The sequence below is a fragment of the Microcoleus sp. S28C3 genome, assembly GCF_036700785.1.
Taxonomy (GTDB): domain Bacteria; phylum Cyanobacteriota; class Cyanobacteriia; order Cyanobacteriales; family Microcoleaceae; genus Microcoleus; species Microcoleus asticus.
The window spans coordinates 1-16,671 of sequence record NZ_JAUBPO010000072.1 but is presented as its reverse complement, the minus strand read 5'-3'; the positions used below and the strand labels follow the sequence as shown (position 1 = coordinate 16,671).

The following is a 16,671-nucleotide window of genomic DNA, read 5'->3' as shown; positions in this document are numbered from 1 at the left end:
CAAAGCAGCAGGCGAAGGCGGCGATACGATTACTGACTTTACCTCTGGGGTAGACAAATTCCAGTTTAGCGCGAGCGAATTCGGCAATTTGACGACGACTAACTTTGACGGTGTGACGGGTTCAACTCCGGACATTACTGGCAAAGAGTTAGTGATTTTCACAGGCGGCAGTTATGCCTCTTTGGAAGCTGCACAAGCGTCTGCCCTGGGCAATTCTACAACTGCTGGTTTCTTCGCATTTACGAATGCCTCGAACGAGACTGTGTTGTATTTTGACTCGAACGGTACGACAGCCGGTGGTTCTACCTTGATTGCTAATTTGGGTAATGCTACTACCAATCTGGGAACGGCGGACTTTGTATTTACAGGTACGATCGCATCTTCTCCTGGTGGTACTACTACCAACTCAGGCAGCGTTGCCGATTTAACTGCTGCTGGGAATACTTTCCCGACCGACTTTAACAATTTCGGTTCTGGTGCTGGCGGTTACAACTTTACTACTCCTGTATTGTTTACCGGAGATGCAACTGCTAACAACGTCACTGGTACTGAGTTTGCTGACATCTTCAGCGGCGGTAGCGGTGCCGACATTTTCGACGGCGGTTTGGGTAACGACAGCATTTCCGGCGACGATGGCAATGACAGCCTCTTCGGCGGTGGCGGTAGCGATACTCTCAACGGCGGTATCGGGAATGACACTTTAATCGGTGGTGTGGGAACCAATGTTCTCAACGGCGGTGCTGGTTTGGATGTGTTTGTGTTCAGCGGAACTACTGCTGACGGCGGGGATTTAATTACCAATTACAGCACTGCTGACGATCTAATTAACCTCGACAGCACTGGGTTTGCAGCCTTTACCACCGGATCTGGGCCTTTGGGTTCGAGTTTCTACGCTTACACCAGTACAGGTGGTGTAACTGCGCTCGAAGCAACTTTAACCGGGCCATCGATCATGGCTATCTACGACAGTTTGTCTGCATCTACTAAACTGTATTACGATAGCAACGGTTCTACGGTTGGCGGTAACAGTTTGTTTGCTACTGTCGATGTCGATTTAGGAATTTCCGGTAATTCTGAATTGTTCTTGTTCTAAACGGCAAGAATCCTAATCGGGATATCGGCGGTACGGATAGGGACACGGCAATGCCGTGTTCCTACAAGATACGGGTAGGGACACAGCAATGCTGTGTCCTTTTTTTTGTAATTGTTAAACAATTTAGCCGCTCTTTTTTGGGTAGGGAAACGGTATTGCGGTGTCCTCTTTGGCCTTGTTATCGATGGTTGGGGTCGATCGCGCGATCGGGCAATTTGAGCATCCAATCCGGTTGATTTTACCCGTTACCCGAAATCAGGACAAGGCGCCGTGCTGTTTCCCGAAAATTAATCGGGCGGTGGTTAAATTTGTCTTGATTAATCCCTCTCCTGTGCAAGTACAAACCTCACTTTACTTTTTGATAGTAAATTGTCATAACTTTGATTTTAGTCAACAGCTTTTTTGACAATTAAGCGCAACACTTAATAATTATTAGCCCCAAAATTTCATAAAAATTTATAATTTAATGGTAGGAGTGAAGCGGGCAATCCCCACCCTACAAATAGAGTCCTCGATAGTCCAAATCTAAAATCTATGAGTGCTGACTTCTCTACTGAAAATCTTTTGCCAGTCAGTTTCGCCGATGTGGAGGCGGCAGCAAAGCGCTTGCAGGGCAAAGCTTTCAAGACACCGGTGCTGACTTCGGAAACTGTTAACAAACGGACGAATTCTCAGGTATTTTTCAAATGCGAGAACTTTCAGCGGACGGGTTCGTTTAAATTTCGGGGTGCTTGCAATGCTTTAATGCAGCTATCTGAAGCGGAAAAACAGCGGGGAGTGCTGACTTTTTCTTCGGGAAATCACGCGCAGGCGATCGCCCTTGCGGCACGGTTGCTAGCAATTCCTGCTACTGTTGTCATGCCGGCAGATGCGCCAAAAGTCAAGCAAGAGGCGACTCGCGGCTACGGCGCAGAGATTATTTTGTACGATCGCACTCAAGTTGCGCGGGAAGACCTCACCGCCAAAATTGGCGCAGAACGACACTTAACAATTATTCCTCCTTACGATCATCCGTGGGTGATTGCGGGACAAGGTACGGCGGCGCTGGAATTAATCGCAGAATTTGGGGAGTTGGATTTGCTGCTGGTTTGCTGCGGCGGCGGCGGTTTGCTGTCGGGATGCGCGATCGCAGCAAAAACTTTGTCTCCGCAGTGTAAAGTAATAGGAGTAGAACCCCAGCAAGCAGACGATGCTGCACGATCGTTCCGCACGAAAACGCTGCAAACTGTTACTAATCCCGATACAATTGCTGACGGTGCGCGCACGCCATCTTTGGGAAAATTAACCTTTCCTTTGGTGCTGCATTATGTGGACGATATGGCAACAGTTTCCGAAGACGCAATTCGCCAGACAATGTTTTTTATGTGGGAACGCATGAAGATAGTTGTGGAACCCACGGGAGTGTTAGCAGCGGCGGCTTTGTTCGATGGAATTGTCAAAGCCCAGAATGCTCGCATTGGGGTAATTGTCAGCGGCGGAAATGTCGATTTTAATCATTTACCCAACACAAAACGATCGTTAGATGCTGCCATTAATCTTTGATACCTGCGTGCCCAGAGATGAGATTTTATCTGGAGACTTGTCACTAGATTTATTTGCAGCAAAATTGCGGCTGGTAGTCGAAGGAAATGCACCTCAAGTTTATCAAAATGCCAAAACCCGGATGAAGTGGCGCTGTGCGCGATCGATTTTGAGGAAGCGACGGTGAATTCTTCTACCGACGCAGAAGTGCTAGAATTGTCTGTGAATCAAGTAATGGATTATCGCAAATTGGGAACAGCAATTGCCCTATTGCTGCGCTGGCAACCGCAAATCGACCAAACCGCTACCATTCAAACCGGCGACCAATTTGTGCGGTTGGAATATCAAGGGCAGATGCGGGAATTTCAGAGCTTTTTCTTGACTATCAAACGAATTGCGAATATTGCCGAGGGGATGAGGGCTATGAGTAATGAAGAGGCACATTATTGGTTTGGTAAAATTGCCAAGAGCCATCTTTCAAATGCTTTAAAAGCCTTACGAATTTTATTGGGAAATTGAGATTGTGAAAGTAGCTGATTTGACGTATCTACTCGTTCCAAGGCTCTGCCTGGTAACGCATATCAGGAGGCTCTGCCTCCAATCTTTCCCAGCAACAAACGAGGCAGAGCCTCGCTTACATCAGTTCCCAGGCTCTGCCTGGGAACCAGTTAATTTTATTAGGAGATTAACCTGATGAAAGTAGCTGATTTGTCAAACGAAACTTTAGCAAAGATTAAAACAGTGCGCTGGGATCGAATTATTGAGAAGCACGAAGGGCCCGCAAGATGGGAGTCTGAATTTAGATACCGCGAACCAGAATTTATCGAAATTGAGGGGCGGTGGGTGTTATTGCCCGTTGAAGCATCTCGTCACCAAAATATCACGATTTTGCGGACAATTTGGAGTGCGGATGGCAACTCGCTGACTCTGTTTCTTAAGGATAAAACTTTTGACGATGATATGTTTGTATCTGGATATATGGCTGTGTGCGATCGACCAAAAGGAGAAGAGTTTTTCTTAGCAGTATTGTACCACGAATGGTTTATCATTGAAAAAGCAGAGGTACTTGAAGGTTGAGCTAAGAATTTTTGGATAATACCACGCGCCCTGCTTTTAACTGGTTCCAAGGCAGAGTCTGAAAATGCCTAAAGTCTCTGATTCTGGATCTGCTGTACCAGGCACAGTTGGATAACAAGTAAATTTATTGAAGAGGTGAATTGATTATGGTTGATGTAAGAAGTGCAGTAGTTGTGGCTAGCGAATATTTTAATTCTCTGCAAGATATGATAGGTGATCATATCGAAGATTTAAGGCTGGAAGAAGCAGAACTTTCAGAGGATAAAGAACACTGGTTTATTACACTGGGCTTTATCCGACCAGTGGATAAAACAAGCAATCCCCTTGCTGATTGGATGGAAACTCGCAATTATGAACGAGAGTATAAAGTATTTAAAATAGATGCCAGAACTGGGGAAGTGGAGTCTATGAAAATTCGCGAAGTATGAAAGATTTTGTTCGTTTTTTATTTGAAAAATACAAACAAAAAGGAATTTTAATTGATACAAATATCCTTTTGCTATGGTTTGTTGGTACGGTTAACAGAGAGCGAATTTCAAAATTTAATCGCACCGAAAAATTCGTGCCAGAAGATTACGATCTTTTGCTGCAAATTTTGTCTTATTTTAACAGAATAGTTACAACTCCAAACATCCTGACAGAAGTTAACAGTTTAGCGAATCAGCTTGGAGAACCCGAACGTTCTAAATGTTTGTCTGTATTTGCTGAAGGAGTGGCCAAATTAAATGAATCCTATCTGGAAAGTACGGAGGTTGTTAGGACAGACAGTTTTACTAAATTTGGCTTAACGGATTGTGGAATAGCCACACTTGCAAAAAATAAGTATCTCGTACTGACTGATGACTTGAAATTAGCTAGTTACCTTCAAAAAATTGGAATTGATACGATTAATTTCAATAATATTCGCCCCTCTGGATGGAAGTACAAAAAGTGACTGTATCAAAAAACACCCCAAACTATTCACCGAAAAAATCATGCCCGTAAATCTGCTAAACGAGCAGGTTTATTACGAACACGGCGGCAATCCATTTAAAGATTGCATCGCTGGTATTCGCGCAAACCTTTATCGTTTTCTCGCGCTTCGGTGTTGCGGCAAATTTCCCGAAAAGTTTCTTAATTGCGGATGAAGTAGGATTGGGAAAAATCATCGAAACCGGGTTGATTCTGCGTTACTTACTCATCAGCCAAAAAGTCAAACCTGTGTTAATTTTAGCACCCGCCAGCATTCAGCCACAATGGCACGAAGAATTGCGTGAAAAATTTAACTTGCACTTTTGGAGTTATAGCAAAGGTGAATTAAAAAATTCCTATGGGGAGAGGAGTCACTTAGAGGAAAAGAATATTTGGAATTCCCAAAATCTCATTTTAGCATCATCTCATTTAGTCCGTCGGAGCGATCGCACAAAACAGCTTTTAGACGCGCAACCGTGGGACTTGGTGATTCTGGATGAAGCGCATCACGCCTGCCGCCAAAGCCAGCAAAACCGCAAGGAAACTCCGAATCGGTTGCTAGAGTTAATGCAGCAATTGAAAGAAAAAAGCCGATCGCTCTTATTATTATCCGCCACGCCAATGCAGATTGACACGATCGAAGTTTTCGATTTATTGCAACTTCTGGGACTGCCAGGACATTGGTCTTATGGTAAAAATTTCTGCAATTATTTTAGCACTTGGCATCTTAACTATTAAGGTGGCATTTATCCTATGATATTTTACCCGGATATCTTTGAGGAAAATGCTTCACTGCAATTGATGAGTTTTGGCAATCCGTTGTTTGAAGAAATGCTAAGTGCGATCGCCCTTGTGCCAAACAGTCGTTAATCGAACACTCATCGAAGACTGTGGGGCGGAATGTTTAGCTTGTTTCACGAGTTTACGTTATTTTGAGCTGTGCTAGAGTTTGGTGCTCAACTTTGGCACTTTTAGGACTAAACTACTTTTTATGACGATCGTCCTTTTTATTTAATTTGCACAATGTCTTCAGAAACAAACTCAGCGGCTCAATCTACAACTGGTGCAGATGCGATCGATGTTGCGATCGCCTCTGGAATCGACTTTGACGGTACTCCGATTCCGCAAGCAAAATTAGACCTCTACAAGCAAGTAATGGGATTAGAAGCCGGCAGACAGCGCAGTGGCGTGTCAAATACAATGCGATCGCGCATTGTCCGCATCGGTGTCAAACATCTGCCTCAAAACGAGCTCGATAAAATGCTCGTTGCTGCTGACTTCGCACCGCTCAAAGATAAAGAAGTTGCGTTTTATTACGGCGGAAAGTAAAAATTATCTACCCTTCTAGACAGATGAACAGTCATCTCTGGATCGGTCAAACTTGGAACAAATCCTAGCAGAAGGTCAGTTTATGAGCACTAACGGTAGTACAGTCATCAGCAACCTCGAGTATGATTTGTTAACAGTTTTGCACAACAAGTCTGAAGCTTTGAAAGCCTACGAAACTTACATGAAAGATGCTCAAGAAACAGGTTCTCAGCCTTGTGCTGAGCTGTTTCAAAAATTGCAGCAAGCTGACATGGAGCACGCGCAGGAAATTCGGCAGCACCTTCAAGAGGTAATGCAGAAAGGCAAGATGTAAAGCTGGTGCAACTCGCTCTGCAAGTTATGAGTTATGAGTTAGGAGTTAAGTAGTAGCAGCTATGAGTTAAAGAGTTTTGGATTCACAACTCATCTTCAATTCCTTAAACTCTTTCTCTACTGAGCGATCGAAACATCAATCTGACCGCTCAACCAATTCCGCTTAGAACTCTTAATTTATAACTAGCAACTCCTGAGCCAAGTCCTTGAAACTTCAGCTACGGGTAGGGGCTTAGGCTTTGCTTAAGTCCTTACCTATCTAGTTGTGCAGGTTATAAAATCTCCGGTTTCAAAGTTCGTTCCATCAGCGATAAAACGGCTTGCTCGGCAGTAATTTCACCATTTAATAAGCGATAAACTTGACGGGAAACGGGGACTTCAATTTCGCGCCGATCCGCTAAATCAATCAACACATTAGTAGTATTGACCCCCTCAGCAGTGCTCTGCAAGTCGTTCAAAATTTGCTCTAATGATTTGCCTTTAGCTAACCCGAAACCAACCCGATAATTGCGCGATAAAGGACTGTTGCAAGTAGCGAGCAAATCTCCCAAACCAGACAAACCGTAAAAAGTTTCTGCGCGAGCTCCCAAACGAACTCCCACCCGAATCATTTCCGGCAAAGCGCGAGTCAGCAAAGCAGATTTAGCATTAGTTCCTAATCGTAAACCGTCGCAAACACCAGCCGCGATCGCAAATACATTTTTTAAAGTTCCACCTAACTCAGTTCCCAGCGGGTCTTCATTAACATAAACCCGAAAAATATCAGAACTGTAAATATTTTGCACTTGCTTGGCCGCAGCTAAATCCAAACTCGCCGCTACCGTTGCAGCCGGCAATCCTTGCTGAATTTCCTCGGAAAGATTAGGGCCGGAAAGTACCACAATTGAATTGTTAGGAAAGGCATTTTGCCAAATTTGAGACGGAGTGCGCGTACTCGCGGGATCTAAACCTTTGGTGACAGTAACTATAATTGTATCGGGACTTAACTCTAACGCAAGCAGTCGATCGACCGTTGCTCCAACTCCTTTCATCGAAACTGCCGAAACAACAACATCCGCACCTGTTATAACTGATTCTAGATTAAAAGAACTGCTGCGCGACCACAAATTAACTCGATCGCCTTTTTTACCTCCCAGACTTGCCAGTGCCGAACCCCAAGCACCTCCGCCTAATATTGTCAAGCTTTGCATAGAATTTACTTTGATGAATTTAACCGCAGATTAACACAGATAAATCACAGATAAATCATCGCAATCAATCTGCGTTAATCTGCGTGCATCTGCGGTTAAAAACCCTCATCCTACAAACGCGGACGCAATCCATAATGACGGTAACGCCAATAATCTCGTAAAATGCGATCGTGATCGAAACATAATTGATGGGGAATCTGCCAAGATTCAAAAAGCTGTAAATTTTTAGCATCGTCGGCAGCTTGAGGTTCGCCGATTGCGGAAGCCAAAAATACAATACTGATAGTGTGTTCGCGGGCGTCGCGATTTGGGTCGGAATAAACGTAAAATTGCTCGATTAATTCTACATTCAAGCTCGTTTCTTCTAAAGCTTCGCGTTTTGCCGCCGTTTCTACCGCTTCCCCGTAATCGACAAAACCGCCGGGAATTGCCCAGCCGTAGGGAATATTGCGGCGTTCGATGAGTACGATCGGGCGGTGGGGGCGATCGGCTAATTCGATAATAATATCAACTGTAGGAGCGGGATTTCGATAAGTCATACCATTTTAGATTAAAGAATTGAAGAATTTAACATCGTTGCAGTTTAACTGTGGAACTTGCCCCAGAGACCGTTGCAGTTTAGCTGCAAAATGTGCGACCTCACCTACAGTTCTACAATATACTTGCATATAATGTACGGATTGCGATCGCCGACAAAAAAGAGAGATTGAAAGTATGCCTAAGTGGCTGGGAAAAGTTTTAGGTATCGGTGCCGGTACAATCCTCCTCCTCGGTGCGAGTGGATACTGGTACGTTTTTATTGCCGGAGCACCTCAGTTAGACCCTCCGAAAGTAGTGGCTGATCCTGACTTAAATTTTCAACTCAAAACATATAAAAGTGCAGCTATGAATTCAGAGCGCACCTACGGCTTAATTTTGCCGCCTGGGTACGCAAAAAATCCCAAACAGCGCTATCCTGTGATTTTTTTGCTGCACGGCGGGCACGGAGACGCGCGCGCTTATCAGGACAAAGCTGCTGTTACTTCTGTGCTTCACGATTTATATAAAAGCAAAAGATTGCCGCCATCAATTGTAATTACTCCTGACGGGAACGACAAGCGGGGTACGAGTCCTTTGTGGGACCCGCAGTATTTTGACGGGCCGAACGGTAAGGTGGGAAGCGCGATCGGCTCCGAGTTAGTGAAAATCGTAAAATCGCGCTACAGAACGCTGGAAGACCCCAAATTATGGGCAATGGGAGGACAATCTTCGGGGGGTTGGGGAGCTTTTAATATCGGTTTGCGCTACTTGAATAATTTTAATATTTTGTTCAGCCACAGCGGTTATTTTACAGATCAAAGCGGCAACGCTAACAGTCCTAAATATTTAGTGGAAAAACTTAGTGTTAAAGATAAACAGCAGTTGCGCGCTTATTTGGATGCCGGGGAAGCAGACGCAGACTTTCTAAGTTCTACTCAACAGTTTCACGAGCAGTTAAACAGTTTGGGTATTGCTAACGAGTTTAACAAATTTCCGGGAGGACACGGGATTGTCGGTCCCGATGTCGGTTGGAATTATTGGCACAAGCATTTAGCCGATTCTTTGAGTTATGTTGGAAAACAGTTTAAAATATCACTGGCAACACAGAAAAATTAGAAAGGTCAACAGTGTTACCCCAAAAAACTAGGATTGGACTCTGGACTGCATCATTTTTAACCGGATTGGTAGGAGTTATTAACCTGCTGTCTGCTGTAACTCCCAGTCTACCGGATCGCCGAAATTGGCTAGAACCATTTTTCCCTTTTCCCGTGCGTGCTGGCGGGCATTTTTTTGCAGCAGTTATCGGATTTATGCTGCTAACTCTAGCAACTAATTTGTTGCGGCGCAAGCGTATTGCTTGGTTGCTGACTGTGGGATTGTTAATCGTTTCTATTGTAATTCATTTAGTCAAGGGATTGGATGTTGAAGAAAGCTTGCTTTCAGGGGTGCTGCTGTTTCAGTTGTTGGTGATGCGGCAGACGTTTACGGCTAAATCCGATCGCCCTTCAATTGCTCAAGGAATCCGGGTTTTGCTGGGGGCTTTGCTGTTTACGCTGGCTTACGGGACGGCGGGTTTTTATATTTTAGACAGGGGTTTTCAAGTTAACGGACAAGCGGTTAATTTTGATTTAGACAGAGCTTTGTTCCAGACTTTTGCCATGTTTTTTACGGCGGACAATGCGGGGTTGGTTCCGCAAACTCGGTTTGCTAACTTTTTTGCGGATTCGATTTATGCTGTAGGTACGGTAACGCTTGGTTACGCACTTTTAATGCTGCTGCGGCCGGTGCTGCTGCGAAATTCGGCAAGTATTTCGGAACGGAATAAAGCTCAAGAATTTGTAGCAAAATACGGGCGGACAACGCTAGCGAAACTGGCCTTGCTTCCGGATAAATCTTATTATTTTAGTTTTTCGGGAAAAAGTACGATCGCCTATGTGTCGAAAGGTAGAGGTGCGATTGCTTTGGGAGACCCCATCGGGCCTGCTGAAGACCGCAAAGAAGCAATTCTAGGCTTTCAAGAATTTTGCGATCGCAACGATTGGTATCCAGCATTTTATCAAACTTTGCCCGACGATCTAGAAATGTATTCTACTCTCGGTTTTCGAGCGGTGCAAATTGGCGAAGAAGCTATTGTCAATCTCAAAACTTTTACTCTCAAAGGCAAGAGCAATCAAAACTTGAGAACTGCTATCAACAGACTTACAAAAGCCGATTATCAAATCGAATTTTACGAACCTCCTTTAAGTTCCGAATTGATGCGGCAAATGAAACTCGTGAGTGACGAGTGGCTGCAAATGGTTCAAGGCGCGGAAAAAAAGTTTTCTGTGGGTTGGTTTGACGAGGCATATTTGCGGGAAACTCGTGTCGCAGCCATCCACACTCCAGACGGTAGAATTAGTGCTTTTGCTAATATGATATCGGCGGGAGATGGGGTAGTTGGAGTTGATTTAATGCGGCGTCGCACTGAGGTGGAAAATGGCACGATGGAGTGTTTGTTTGCTTCGATGTTGCAGCATTGTCAAGTATTGGGATATGAAGAATTTGATTTGGGTTTGTCGGCTTTGGCGGGAGTCGGAGAAGCTGAGAAATCCGGGCGGTTGGAAAAGGTTTTGATTTATCTTTCGGATCACTTGAGCAAGTTTTATAATTTTAAGGGATTGCACAGTTTTAAAGATAAGTTTGCGCCGCGGTGGGAACCGCGTTATTTAGTTTATCCGAGTTTGGGAAGTTTGCCGGATGTTGTGGTTGCTTTGATTCGGGCCGATTCGGGCGATCGACTTTTGGATTATTTGCGCCCGGGAGGGTAGGCAATGTCGTTTCCCTACCCCAAAATAATCCATTGCGATCGCCAGAGATGTAACCATCACCCGATTAATTGTAGGGAAACGGCACTGCCGTGTCCTAATTATGGGTAATTCTACATCCCCAGACAGAGCGTGGGAACGAGCAAAGAGGACACGGCAATGCCGTTTCCCTACTCCAAAATAATCCATAATCTTTTATGCCAACCCGCGAAGTGGCACGCGCTGCTTTTGCAAAACCTCTGAGTACAGCTTTTCCAACTCAGTAATATTCTGACTGAGAGTGTACCGCTCGATCGCCCGTTGGCGTGCTTTTTGACCGAGCACCATTCCAAACTCAGGATGGTCGCAAAACAGCGGCAGCAAGGTTTGCAACTGACTCCGCACCCGCTGAGTGTTCAAAACTACCCCCGCGCCTTCCTCCAAGGCCTCGCCGTCAGCACCCGCATCGGTGGCCAAACAAGCTAAACCGCAGGCCATCGCTTCCAGCAGCGACAGCGACAGTCCCTCCACCAAAGAAGGCAAAATAAATACGTCTGCACCCCGCAGAATTTCGATCCGCCGTTCCTCCTCGGCAACAAATCCGAGCCACACAATGCCATCATCTTCGCCGTAAGACAGTTGGAGCGAGGCGGCAAGGGGCCCGTCGCCCACGATCGCCAATACGTTGCCACGGCCAAAATTGCACTGTTTCCAGGCCTTGAGCAAAGCCTCGACATTTTTCTCCGGAGCAATGCGGCCTTGGTAAACAAAAACTCGATCGGCTTTTAATTGCGACTTCAACCCCGAAGGCCCGGGCGAATACTTAACCGCGTCTACTCCGTTGGGAATCACGGCTACCCGTTCTTCCGGCACTCCCAAGCGCACCAAAATATCCCGCTGAATGTAAGAAAATACGATCGTTGAGTCGTAGTGAGCCAAAAACGGAGCGTACAGTTGATACATCAGGTGTTGGGTTCCCGATGTCAAATTCCGCAATTTGCGATCGAACGGGGGGTGAAAAGTCGCCACCAGAGGCAACTTCAATTCTTGACAAATTTCCGGCAGCAAAAAGTCTAGAGGCGAAAGCGTCAGGGAAGCGTGAACAACATCGGGTTTGAGCCGCCGCAGAGATTTCATCAGCACTGTGCGGGACTTGAGAGTGGGAATCGTATAAATTTGCGATTTGTAGTGACAGGGTAAAGAGACTTCGTTGCAACTCGCGGGCGAAAGCGAATTGGTATATGAGGTTTGAGCAATTGCTTTTCCCCATGAACCATTTGCCATGCTCCACGCCGTATTGTTCCTGTCGAGCGGGCCCGCTTCTTGGGCAAAGTGCAGGAAACTGACCTGGTATCCCCGGTCTAACAGTGCGTTGGTGACTTCCCTGGAGTAAGTGACGTTACCGCAAAAAGGTGATTTTTTTCCTAGCCAAGCGATGTGCATTCCAGTAAATCAGAGTTTGTTATTTTTTAGATTCGATCGACTTTGCTATTACTGCTACGGAAAATATACCAGGTTAAGACACCGCCAGCCATCGCTAATCCTGCTAAACCCAAAAATACTGTCGGCAAGCCCAGAAATGTTTCGGCTACCCCAGCCAAAGCCAACGGTAAACTCAAAGCGATATTAGTCGCATTGTTTTGCAGCCCGAAGACTTTTCCCCGCATTTCTTCTGGAGTTTCTGCTTGAATTGTCGTCTGCATCGGCACTCCCACCAATGAGGCAAATAAACCCAACAGGGTAATGAACAGTACCGAGAGCCACAAATGGTGTGTAAATGCAGAAAGGCCCATCAGAGCAAGTGCCATGCCGATAGAGCCAATTAAACTCAGTTGGGAGTGAGAAAATTTGTGGCCGAGATAGCCGACTGTCGTCGCCCCACCAGCCATGCCGACGCCCACCGCAGCGAGCAAAAAGCCAAATTGCGACGCTTTCATACCGGGGAGGATTTCTGCCAGCCGCACCGCTAGAACTGCCAAGGCTGCAAAAATGGAAAATAGAATAATTAGTTGAATTAAAGCATTGCGGACTTTCGGTTGATCGTTGATGTAACGCAGGCCCTCTCGCAAATCTGCTAGGGGATGTGGCGGTTCGTGTTCGGCATCGTTTTTTTCGCCTGTTTTCATCGACAGCAACAGCACTCCGGCGAAGGCGTAACTTCCGCCTACTACTAATTCTTTGCCGATGCCGAGTCCGCCGCCGAGGTTGGTAAATAGGGTGTCGGCTAAAGCTAGTAAGGGTTCTCCGACTGCAAAGCCAATAATCACCGAACCCATCATGGTTGTGGTGTAGAGGGAGTTTGCCGAGAGCAGGTGGCGGCGTTCCACAATTAAAGGAATCACTGACTGTTCTGCTGGGGCGAAAAATTGAGTTAGAGTCGAAACGAGGAATGTCACTAGCAGGAGCAAGCAGAATCCTAGCGGCAGTTGACCGAGTTCCCACCCGTCAGAGAGCCACAGCAGCACGGGTAATGTTAAAACGAAGGCTCCCCGCAGCAGGTTTGTGGCTACGAGCACTGCTTTTTTCGACCACCGATCGACATACACGCCTGCGGCTGCTCCGAACAGCACTGCGGGAATGGTAAAGGCGATCATGATTGCCGATACCCACCTGCTGATGGTTTGATCTGGCGCTTGAAAGCGGCTGGCCACGAGGGCGATCGTCAGTACGAGATAAACTTTATCTGCTAGTTGGGAAAAAACTTGCCCGCTCCACAGTGCTAGAAAATTTCGGTTTTTCAGAACTGGCAGAAATGCTGTTTCTTTTTCGGAAGTTTCGGCTAATGCTTCCGAACTCTCGGCTGCTGGGTCTGCTGTTGCCAGCGGGGGGATTGCTTCGGGTTCTTGGCTTTTGCCGTTGCTTGACTCTGTTTCTTTCGTTATGGGATATTTATCCATTTCTGGGTCTTCGACGTTGATCCGTCGATCGGCCAAGGCGGGTTCCGAGCGAAAATCGGGAAAATTTTCTCGTTCTTCCATTTTGTGGTGGGTCACAGCTAAAACAGATATTGTCAAATCAGAATCGGACAGTCGTATCATAGGATTTGGGGTGGCTCGCCTGGGATGGTGGAGGTTGGGGGGATGGGGATTTCAAATTGAGGGGTTAACCCCTAAGTTTATTAATAATCTCGTAACTTTATCTCTATCTATTATCTGATGTCGCAACAACCTTGAGAATTTACCTGAAAAGGCCGGCAGGTTCGGATATCCCGCAGGCTGGGGGTGCGATGTACGATCGTTCGTTCACCTATTTAACTAAACACTCAAAATTTAAAACTCAAAACTCTCTAAGTAGGTATCGATCGAGCTTCCCGATCTAATCGTGCAACCTAAATGATACTGGGCATATTGCCGCAAAATATTTTCTACTGATACCCAAGTTGTTCGATCGGCAATCCCCTCTCCTAGTTCTGGACTAGCCAACTGTTGCAGCGCTGCTAATTCCTTAGCATTAATCAAGAAGTTTGTCAAGTGTTTGCTGCCATTCGTTTGCCGGGAACGAGAAGCGGATTTGTACAAGGTGCCGGTTTCTGAAGAGAGTTCTGCCTCTAAGTTAGCGAGTTCGGACAAGCTGAAGGTTCCCCCAGAGGGTATACTAAACCCGGTTTGCCAGTTCGGATCGCTGAAATTTGGGATCAGCGGGCGTCTGGTGGCGCAGCAGACTTGGACTTGGGGCGCGAGGCCTGCTAAGGCTAGCAGGTGAAAAATGCCGTGGCTGAGGTGGGCGACAAGTACGGCAGCGGATTGGATTTCTGTGCGATCGGACAAACGCTCCAAACGGCTCAAATGTTCGCCCAGCAACCAAAAGAGTTCTTCTTGGGGCTCATCGGAAAGGGCGCTGGCGATCGCCAATTCGGCCAGATATTGCGCGGCTGAGAGTTTCCCGAGGTTGCGGCTCAAACCCGGATGGGATTGTACGGTGTCGGCTTGGGTAATTTTGTCGAGCGATCGGCCTTTGGCAATTAGCAATTCGTTGACAACAAATAATTCGCTTCTACCGCCGATGGTCGATCGCTGTTTGCGAACACCCGGTGCTACGGCTCGAATTAAGCCGAATTCCCGCGTCAAAACTGTCAGCACTCGATCGGATTCGCCGATCGGCGCACTCTTAAGATTGATTCCAGTTGCTTTGTAAGTTCGAGTCACTCGATTTTAGATTTTAGATTTTAGATTTACTACAATACTTCGGACAGTTTCATTGTCCTCGTTGGTCGATCGACCTGGAACAGTCATTCTACAGTTGGCAATCAAAAACTGTCCGAAGTATTGTTATTAGACAGTAGCAAAAACAGTCCAGGACGCAGAACTTTTAGTTGTAGGGTGCGTAAGGGCGAACCAATTCCCAATTAGCCATTACCAATTAGCCATTGCTAATGACTAATGACTAATGACTAATGACTTTTATCTAAATTATCGCGCTGGCGGAGTAATTCAGGGCCGCGAGAAGTCCCCAAACGAGTTGCCCCAGCTACTACCAAATCTAGAGCTTGTTCGTGAGTGCGAATTCCGCCGGCGGCTTTAATCCCGATCCTGCCCTTAATAACTTCGTTCAGCAGTCGCACATCGTCAACTTTCGCCGGACCAAAAAAGCCAGTGTTGGTTTTGATATAAGCCACACCAGCTTCCATGCAGATCTCAGCCGCTAATTGTTTTTCGGCATCCGAAAGCAGCGAACTTTCGATAATTGCTTTGATGGTGAGATTAGTTTCTTCGCAAATTTGGGCTAATTCTCGGTGGAATTCGTCGATTCTTCCAGCTTTCAACAATCCTAAGTTAACGGAGACATCTAACTCTACGGCTCCATTATCTGCTGCTTCTAGAGCTTCGTAAAGTTTCACCGTTGAAGTCGAAGCACCGGTGGGAAAACCTATAACTGTACAGACTTTGGGACGTTTGCCGTGCAGCAGCTCAACTGCTTGTCTGACGTAGGCGGGATACACGCAAACTGTGACAAAGCCAAATCTCTCTGCTTGTTGGCAGCAGTTTTCTACTTGCTCTGGCGTAGCGGTGGGGTCGATCAGGCCGTAGTCGATCAAGGGGGCAATATCGATGTCTGCCTGGTTTGCAGCCATTATTTTTATTCTCTGAGATAACTACTTTATTATTATACAAAATAAAGGGATGCGGAAAACTTCCCTGCTTGTCCGGCTGGAATTTAAGCGACTAGGAGGACTTCAGTAAGCGAGTGTTCTTTGATATTTTATTTAAGCAATGCTCTCATAAAATTATTGAGAAAAAACCTGCGATCGTTTTTGGTAAAAAGGAAATGGTGACTTTACAGTTGATTGTCTAGTTTACCAAATTTGTATCACTCATCTACTTCTTTCTCTTGGCTTCATCATGGTTCATATTGAAAATACCGAGTTATTTGAACAGGACTCGCTGAACTAAGCGATCGGCGATCGCTTCAGGAGGCAGAACTTCAACCGCTGCATTTAGCTGAACTGCCGCTTTGGGCATTCCATATACGACAGAACTTTTCTCATCCTGAGCAATTGTGTGCCATCCCCGCGATCGCAAAAGGCTCATTCCCTCAGCACCGTCTTGTCCCATCCCAGTCAGTAACACGGCAGTTTCCTTGTGGTTCCAGTATTGGGCAAGACTCTTAAAAAACACATTTACTGATGGGCGATAGGGATAGTCAATCGGTTCTTTTGTGTAATGCAGAGTGAAATCCGAACGAAGACTGAGGTGATCGTTAGTACCTGCAACTAAGACAATACCTTTCTCCAGCCGATCGCCAATTTTGGCTACTTTCACTGTCAAGGGTGTTTGTTGATTCAGCCAATCCACCAGCCCCGCCGAAAACTGCATATCGACATATTAGACCTCTTGCGAAATTCTCAGGCGATCGCTAATTTATCTTCAAAGAAAGTTCATAATTATAAATACCAGCA

The 16,671-nt window shown here is 46.0% G+C and carries 19 protein-coding genes; 12 read left to right on the top strand and 7 right to left on the bottom strand.

Features of this window, described 5'->3' with window-relative positions; all coding sequences use genetic code 11:
- From QUA13_RS20720 to QUA13_RS20675, 10 genes are all read left to right on the top strand, one after another.
- Positions 1-1,093, top strand: a 1,093-nt coding sequence (locus tag QUA13_RS20720; RefSeq protein WP_333201489.1) for a calcium-binding protein, incomplete at its 5' end; no start/stop codon positions are given.
- Positions 1,094-1,627: 534 nt separating this feature from the next.
- Positions 1,628-2,635: a threo-3-hydroxy-L-aspartate ammonia-lyase gene (locus tag QUA13_RS20715; protein WP_333201487.1), complete on the top strand. Its 1,008-nt coding sequence runs from the start codon at positions 1,628-1,630 to the stop codon at positions 2,633-2,635.
- Positions 2,616-2,801 carry a hypothetical protein gene (locus QUA13_RS20710; protein WP_333201485.1) on the top strand — a complete coding sequence of 62 codons (186 nt, stop codon included), beginning with the start codon at positions 2,616-2,618 and terminating at the stop codon, positions 2,799-2,801. The genes QUA13_RS20715 and QUA13_RS20710 overlap by 20 nt, the downstream gene beginning before the upstream one ends.
- On the top strand, positions 2,798-3,133 hold the full coding sequence (locus QUA13_RS20705; protein ID WP_333201483.1) for a DUF7680 family protein: 336 nt from the start codon (positions 2,798-2,800) through the stop codon (positions 3,131-3,133). The genes QUA13_RS20710 and QUA13_RS20705 overlap by 4 nt, the downstream gene beginning before the upstream one ends.
- 174 nt (positions 3,134-3,307) lie before the next feature.
- Entirely contained in the window at positions 3,308-3,691 is a 384-nt protein-coding gene (locus QUA13_RS20700; protein WP_333201481.1) for a hypothetical protein, read from the top strand.
- A gap of 146 nt (positions 3,692-3,837) precedes the next feature.
- Complete coding sequence (locus QUA13_RS20695) at positions 3,838-4,119, top strand: hypothetical protein (protein WP_333201479.1); 282 nt, start codon at positions 3,838-3,840, stop codon at positions 4,117-4,119.
- Entirely contained in the window at positions 4,116-4,625 is a 510-nt protein-coding gene (locus QUA13_RS20690) for a PIN domain-containing protein (protein ID WP_333201477.1), read from the top strand. Before QUA13_RS20695 ends, QUA13_RS20690 begins: the two co-directional genes overlap by 4 nt.
- 71 nt (positions 4,626-4,696) lie before the next feature.
- Complete coding sequence (locus QUA13_RS20685) at positions 4,697-5,380, top strand: SNF2-related protein (RefSeq protein WP_333201522.1); 684 nt, start codon at positions 4,697-4,699, stop codon at positions 5,378-5,380.
- Between the two features lie 285 nt (positions 5,381-5,665).
- Positions 5,666-5,971: a small RNA NsiR4-regulated ssr1528 family protein gene (locus QUA13_RS20680; RefSeq protein WP_006635311.1), complete on the top strand. Its 306-nt coding sequence runs from the start codon at positions 5,666-5,668 to the stop codon at positions 5,969-5,971.
- 52 nt (positions 5,972-6,023) lie between these two features.
- Complete coding sequence (locus QUA13_RS20675; protein WP_246276587.1) at positions 6,024-6,284, top strand: hypothetical protein; 261 nt, start codon at positions 6,024-6,026, stop codon at positions 6,282-6,284.
- A gap of 271 nt (positions 6,285-6,555) precedes the next feature.
- Here QUA13_RS20675 and QUA13_RS20670 read toward each other — a convergent pair whose 3' ends face one another.
- Both QUA13_RS20670 and QUA13_RS20665 read right to left on the bottom strand, forming a co-directional pair.
- Positions 6,556-7,473 (bottom strand): NAD(P)H-dependent glycerol-3-phosphate dehydrogenase, encoded by a 918-nt coding sequence (locus QUA13_RS20670; protein WP_333201475.1) that lies wholly within the window; start codon positions 7,471-7,473, stop codon positions 6,556-6,558.
- A gap of 110 nt (positions 7,474-7,583) precedes the next feature.
- On the bottom strand, positions 7,584-8,012 hold the full coding sequence (locus QUA13_RS20665; protein ID WP_333201473.1) for an NUDIX hydrolase: 429 nt from the start codon (positions 8,010-8,012) through the stop codon (positions 7,584-7,586).
- Between the two features lie 175 nt (positions 8,013-8,187).
- Here QUA13_RS20665 and QUA13_RS20660 point away from each other — a divergent pair, with 175 nt between their 5' ends.
- Together QUA13_RS20660 and QUA13_RS20655 are read left to right on the top strand one after the other, a co-directional pair.
- Entirely contained in the window at positions 8,188-9,108 is a 921-nt protein-coding gene (locus QUA13_RS20660) for an alpha/beta hydrolase-fold protein (RefSeq protein ID WP_333201471.1), read from the top strand.
- 11 nt (positions 9,109-9,119) lie between these two features.
- On the top strand, positions 9,120-10,799 hold the full coding sequence (locus QUA13_RS20655; RefSeq protein WP_333201469.1) for a phosphatidylglycerol lysyltransferase domain-containing protein: 1,680 nt from the start codon (positions 9,120-9,122) through the stop codon (positions 10,797-10,799).
- A 192-nt stretch (positions 10,800-10,991) separates the two neighbouring features.
- Here the strand turns inward: QUA13_RS20655 and QUA13_RS20650 are convergent, their stop codons facing one another.
- The 5 genes from QUA13_RS20650 to QUA13_RS20630 form a co-directional block, all read right to left on the bottom strand.
- Positions 10,992-12,218 (bottom strand): glycosyltransferase family 4 protein, encoded by a 1,227-nt coding sequence (locus tag QUA13_RS20650; RefSeq protein WP_333201467.1) that lies wholly within the window; start codon positions 12,216-12,218, stop codon positions 10,992-10,994.
- A 26-nt stretch (positions 12,219-12,244) separates the two neighbouring features.
- A complete protein-coding gene (locus QUA13_RS20645; protein WP_333194144.1) occupies positions 12,245-13,813 on the bottom strand; it encodes an MFS transporter in 1,569 nt (522 codons plus the stop codon).
- Positions 13,814-14,044: 231 nt separating this feature from the next.
- On the bottom strand, positions 14,045-14,920 hold the full coding sequence (recO, locus tag QUA13_RS20640) for a DNA repair protein RecO (protein ID WP_333201465.1): 876 nt from the start codon (positions 14,918-14,920) through the stop codon (positions 14,045-14,047).
- Between the two features lie 245 nt (positions 14,921-15,165).
- Entirely contained in the window at positions 15,166-15,846 is a 681-nt protein-coding gene (gene deoC / locus QUA13_RS20635) for a deoxyribose-phosphate aldolase (protein WP_333201463.1), read from the bottom strand.
- 292 nt (positions 15,847-16,138) lie between these two features.
- Positions 16,139-16,588 (bottom strand): chemotaxis protein CheB, encoded by a 450-nt coding sequence (locus QUA13_RS20630; RefSeq protein WP_333201461.1) that lies wholly within the window; start codon positions 16,586-16,588, stop codon positions 16,139-16,141.
- Positions 16,589-16,671 lie beyond the last annotated feature (83 nt).